4 protein-coding genes are annotated in these 3,925 nt (G+C 49.1%); all 4 read right to left on the bottom strand.

All coding sequences use genetic code 11. The features are described 5' to 3' along the window. A partial coding sequence (locus NG42_RS23290; RefSeq protein WP_052898036.1) for a PHP domain-containing protein occupies positions 1-237 on the bottom strand: 237 nt, incomplete at its 3' end. Positions 238-716: 479 nt separating this feature from the next. Next, positions 717-1,409 carry a hypothetical protein gene (locus NG42_RS03875; protein ID WP_053115617.1) on the bottom strand — a complete coding sequence of 231 codons (693 nt, stop codon included), beginning with the start codon at positions 1,407-1,409 and terminating at the stop codon, positions 717-719. A gap of 453 nt (positions 1,410-1,862) precedes the next feature. After that, positions 1,863-2,804, bottom strand: a complete 942-nt coding sequence (gene ghrA / locus NG42_RS03870; protein ID WP_052897952.1) for a glyoxylate/hydroxypyruvate reductase GhrA — start codon at positions 2,802-2,804, stop codon at positions 1,863-1,865. 85 nt (positions 2,805-2,889) lie between these two features. Continuing rightward, on the bottom strand, positions 2,890-3,925 hold a 1,036-nt coding region (locus NG42_RS03865), incomplete at its 5' end, for a peptide MFS transporter (RefSeq protein ID WP_052898035.1).

Here is a 3,925-nt window from a genome sequence, read left to right as displayed (position 1 = left end):
GGTATTTTTAATATTGGCTTCAATGCCGCGCAGAATGCCCACACCCTCCACCCGCCGTGGCCAGATGCGCATATTGATAAAATGCCAGGCATGAGGCGCATCCGCCATATCCGGGCCATGGTCAGTGATCGCAAACAGTTTAATACCGTTAGTTTTGGCGTGGACAACATAGTCGTGCAGGGTGCTGTAGGCGTGGGTACTGGCAACGGTGTGCATATGAAGATCAACGGGGTACATAGCGATTTTCTCCTCTTTTATAAGGCAAGGATAGCATCCCTGCCGTTCAAAGGGTTAATACCCGCGTGCGATATCCGCTCGCCCTTTTGGCAAAGCGATCACTCCATTGCAATGTCACCCTTAAAAATAATATTGCAATGAATGCTAAGCCAGCTTTGGAGCTTAGACGGGGGCTCCATCTGATTTAGTCTTATAGACTGAGTGATTTTTTAGCTGCCATGTACCCAGTTGAACGTAATGCCAAATTAATGAAAGCCTGATGCCGCGCCCAGGAAGCTCAAGAAATTTCTATTTTTTTCGGAAATGGTAGAAACCCAGCGCCACAAAAACAAATAAAACAAAAATCGCTGTCGAGCCCCAGGCATATTCTTCCCAGTATGTGACTGCTAACCCGGCAAAAATCAGTATAGCCACAATAGCACCATATGTGCTAACCAGATATTCGGCGAAATCAAGGAAGCTCTTTTTTAAAAAATTTCTCATCCGTTAATCAACCTGTAAATAATTTCTGCTTTCCGCTTAAAATCAGCCTGGGATAGTTCAAATTGATCGTATCGACCAAGTATATCTTCAACCAGAAAATAGAGCATTTCCAGATCTTCATGGTAGAGTGCTTGATAGAATATTGGGTACCTGTCTTTTAATCGGCGAGCAGCGGCGGTGGCATCCTGAACATGTCCATAAGCGCCGGCTAAAGCTACAGTGACGGTAGAATACTTGGTGAACGTTGAATCAAGGGCAATTGTCATTGACAAGCTGGAACAAATTGCCATAGATACAGAGTAAGCCAACCCCCTATTTGAGACGAAAATACTCGCGCTTTTACCACCGGCGTGAAAAATCTCACGTTCGATATCTTCTTCTTCGCCGGAGGTTATGTGTCCGATCAGTTTTTTGACGTATAATTCAACGATATCAAATATAACATCATAACGTTTTACTACTTGTACAACTGCCTTCGCAAATCGAAGATCATCATGTTTTAGATTGGCGCAAACATCCTTATAATTATTTGTAAAGCATGATGTATACCATGACAGTCGCTGAAAACCCTTATAAACATTCTTACCTTGCTTCAATGTTTCGCGCTGTACTTCATTGACACCTTTATCCAGAACCACGGCAAGTGCCTTGTCAAGTTCAAGCCTGTTCACCACCCCATAACTGGCCATTATTCCCACCTTCTTACAGATTCACTAGTCGGATAAATTATAGCCATCTTGTGAATATAATCAATGGCGTATCTGAGAGTCGAGTTTAAATGAGTTGCGATAAAGCCGTATTAGTATACGAGCAATCAAGATTCAGCCCCTTAAGAATCGAGGATGCTATTGTCAATCATGACCTCAGTTTACCCTATGTTATCATTCTTTGAATGATGAGGTGTAAATATGACAATAAATTATCACTAACCAGCACTACGACTATTACCGAGTTTTATTAAAATTAATTTACCTGCTCAAGCGAAGACCAGGGTAATTACCAAACACTGGTATGACAATAATTTTTCGTATTTATGTTGATAATTTTTTCATAACGCACACTTATCCCTTAGCGTGCGTCAGAAAATAAATTCTCTGCTTCGGATATTTCAGACCTCTCCGCAGCACCCTTGCTTGAAAGGTTTAATACCCGCGTACAATATCCACCCGTCCTTCCGGCATCTCACCCGCTTCACGTTGTTGGATAGATTTGGCGATATAATCCATCGCTTCTTCCGGCAACGTCACCGCAGCATTATGGGGTGTGATCGCCACGCGCGGATGCGACCATAACGGACTGGTTTCCGGCAGCGGCTCTTGCACAAATACATCCAGCGCTGCCGCTTTGATTTCACCGGCTTCCAGCGCCGCCAGTAAATCCTCTTCAACCAGATGGGCACCCCGCGCCAGATTAAGCACAAATGCGCCGGAATTAAGCTGGCTCAGCAGCTGACGATTAATAATACCCACGGTTTGCGGCGTATTTGGCAGCAGGTTAATTAACACCTGGGTGCCGCTAAGAAAATCGCTCAGCTGATCGGCACCGTAATAGCTGGTGACGCCGTCAATCTGCTTAGGAGAACGGCTCCAGCAGCGGATCGGGAAGCCCCAGACTTTCAGACTTTGCGCCACATTGCTGCCTAAAACGCCGGCGCCAAGGATGCCAATGGTAAAGTCCTGACGGCGATAATTTTTCAGCGATTGCCACAGGGTCTGCTGTTTTTGCTGCTGATAATCATCGAAGCGGCGGAACCAGCCCAGCACGGTATACACCGCATACTCCTGCATTTGCAGACCCATACCGGTGTCTTCCAGCCTGAACAGCGGCACCGACTCCGACAGCATTTCAGGATGCTGTTTTAGCTGGGTCAAAATATCATCCACACCGGCACCCAGGGCGAAGACCCCTTTCAGATCGCTGCGCCCTTGCAGCATCTCAACCGGTGGAGTGCGCACCAGCGCGTAATCTGCCGCGGCGTTATCGCCGGGTTGCCATTGACGGACGGTTGCTTGCGGAAGGCGTTGTTGTAAGCCGTTGATCCAGCTGGCTGCCTTAAATGACGGGTGATAAAAAATGATGTCCACATTTCCTCCTGTTTTTCTCAAGGCTCAGGGAAAACCGGCGTGCAGGCAAGTGAAAATTTCGGGGCAGTTATCCTGCCCCGTGGCATTAAGGTCGTACCGGCGCTGGCTGAATCAGCTTGCGCAGCAGTGGCATCAGGCAAAGCATCACCACACCAATGAGCGCTGCACCCCAGCCGAGGAGACTGAAAATATGGCTGTAACCTGGGTTAGTCAGCAGCGGCGTACTGCCGCTGTTATCCGGCATCCAGCCGGAGACATAGCCCGCCAGCACGGAAGCCACACCTGTGACCATCATCCAGCAGCCCATCATCACGCCCTGATAGCGGGCCGGTGCCAGTTTGCCAATCATCGCGTAACCAATCGGCGAAATCAGCAACTCACCGATGCTCTGGAACAGATAGCTGATCACAATCCATTTAAACGCCACCATGCCATCACCGCCGGACAGCATAATGCCCAACGGCAGCACCAGCATGCCGAGGCCAATACAGAACAGTGAGGAAGCAAACTGCAACGGAATATCGATGCGCCAGCCGCGCTCGCGCAGGTTTCTAAAGCCCAGTGCCAGCAGCGGGCCGCCAATCACAATCACCAGCGTATTGATATTCTGCACCCACTGCGGCGCAACATGAATACCGTAGACGTTAAGATTGATATTGTGCTCAACAAACAGCATCAGCCCCATCGGGGCCAGCTGATACAGCATCCAGAACACCAGTGAACCGAGCGCCAGTATCAGATAAGCCGCCATCCGGCGTTGCTCTTCGCGCGGACGATGGCGCAACGTGGTCAGGCACAGCAGTAAAAAGATGACCACGCCCAACGCGATTACAAAGGAGCCGGTAAAATCGGCGTGCGTCAGCATCAGCCGAATCACCGGTACCAGCACCACCAGAATTGCCAGCCCGACCAGCATCCGCAGCCTGAACTGGCTTTTACTGACGTGCAGCAGCGGCGTGTTGATATCAGCAAGGATTTTCCAGCGCAGCAACGAGATAATAATCGCCAGTGCATTGCCTACGGTGGCGAACAGAAACAGCGCCTGATAGTGCTCGGTAAGCTGGAAATAGCCCGCGCCGGTAAAGCCGATAAAGAATCCGAGATTCATGCCGGCGTAGTTC

This window comes from Winslowiella iniecta, assembly GCF_001267535.1.
GTDB classification, from domain to species: Bacteria; Pseudomonadota; Gammaproteobacteria; order Enterobacterales; family Enterobacteriaceae; genus Erwinia; species Erwinia iniecta.
This window is presented reverse-complemented; position numbering and strand designations above follow the sequence as displayed.